Origin of the sequence: Rhizobium acaciae, from assembly GCF_025941625.1 — a bacterium.
In the GTDB taxonomy this organism is placed as follows: domain Bacteria; phylum Pseudomonadota; class Alphaproteobacteria; order Rhizobiales; family Rhizobiaceae; genus Rhizobium; species Rhizobium acaciae.
This window is the reverse complement of the sequence record NZ_JAPCZO010000074.1, coordinates 1-1,294: the sequence shown is the minus strand read 5'-3', so window position 1 is coordinate 1,294 and position 1,294 is coordinate 1. Positions and strand designations below refer to the sequence as shown.

The following is a 1,294-nucleotide window of genomic DNA, read 5'->3' as shown; positions in this document are numbered from 1 at the left end:
GGGTTCGATCTTCACATCCGATGCCAGGGCGTTCAGGCCGACAATCGCCGCATCCGGGTCACGATAGATCTTCTCCAACAACGGCCGCAGAATTGCTTCCCGCTCCTTCCACGCCGGCGACGAACGCTGAGCCAGCCGCGCGTCTTCCTCCAAGCTCCTGGTGAAGCCCGTGGTGGATGGGATCAGATACCGCGCACGGCCGGCATCTGCATCCGGGACAGTTTGCGTTTCAATTCGCGCCTCATTGTAGGAGACGCGCCGTTCCCGCTCGATCGCAAATCCGAGCGCAACGCTGGCCCTCTCCCAGAGCTTTGGCAGCTGCTCGCGCTTCTCGGCAATCCACGCCCACCGCCGGGAAACCTCCTCTTCCATGCCGGCCGCAGCTTGAGAAAGATGATCGAGCCCACGACGCCGGGCGAAGTCGTCGGCATGGGCCTGGTAGCCGGCCTCGCTCTCAAAATCGAGCGTGGTCGTCTTGGCGCCGGAGCGCGACAGGCGCAGGGTGAGCTGCTTGAACAGGTCCGGCCGATGGCTTTCCCGCTCGATGCGCTCGAGGCGTTCTGCGACGGTTTCGACCCGACTGGCGGTCCAGACATTGCGGTCGACTTCTCTTTCCTCGAATCGCTTCTGGCCGGTTTGCTCATCGACGATCACAACCTGAACCTTGACCCGCTCCACACCATCCTTGCGCAGGGTCACCGTGTCGCCTTGGGAGACACCACCTTCTTCGAGCGCCTTCGGCAAGCTCACACCCCAAAGGCGATGGACGGCTCCGTCATCCGTCTTTACGTCGGCATAAGGACTGTCGTCGGCATCCTCATCATTCGGCCGGAATTTGGCTTGTCCTGTTTCCACGAGCTCACCGGTCACGCCGGCGGCATGATCGACGCGCGGCTTTCGTCCCCATTCCGGCTTCGCTTCAAAATCTTCCTTCGCGGCATAGAGGTCAGCGCGGTCGCGATGTCGGGTCATCGACACATAGGTCAGGTGCTGGTCCATCATGCCGGTGGCAAGCACGAAGGTTCGCTCGACGGTGGCACCTTGTGATTTGTGAATGGTCGCGGCGTAGCCGTGATCGACATTGCGGTAGCTGTCCTCACTGATGACGACGTCACGGCCATTGTCGAGACGGACCGAAAGCAGTGTATCACCGCGTTTGTCGCCGGTGGAAACGACCGTGCCGAGCATGCCGTTCTTGACATATTGCGGGCCGAGACGGGGAGCACGAGGCTCGAGGAAACGGGCATTCTCCAGGAAGATGATGCGGTCGCCGGCGGCAAATTCCCGTGCACCA

General features: G+C 61.7%; 1 pseudogene. It reads right to left on the bottom strand.

Features of this window, described 5'->3' with window-relative positions:
* A pseudogene (locus tag OLZ32_RS39120) lies at positions 1-1,294 on the bottom strand (Ti-type conjugative transfer relaxase TraA); the annotation flags it as partial.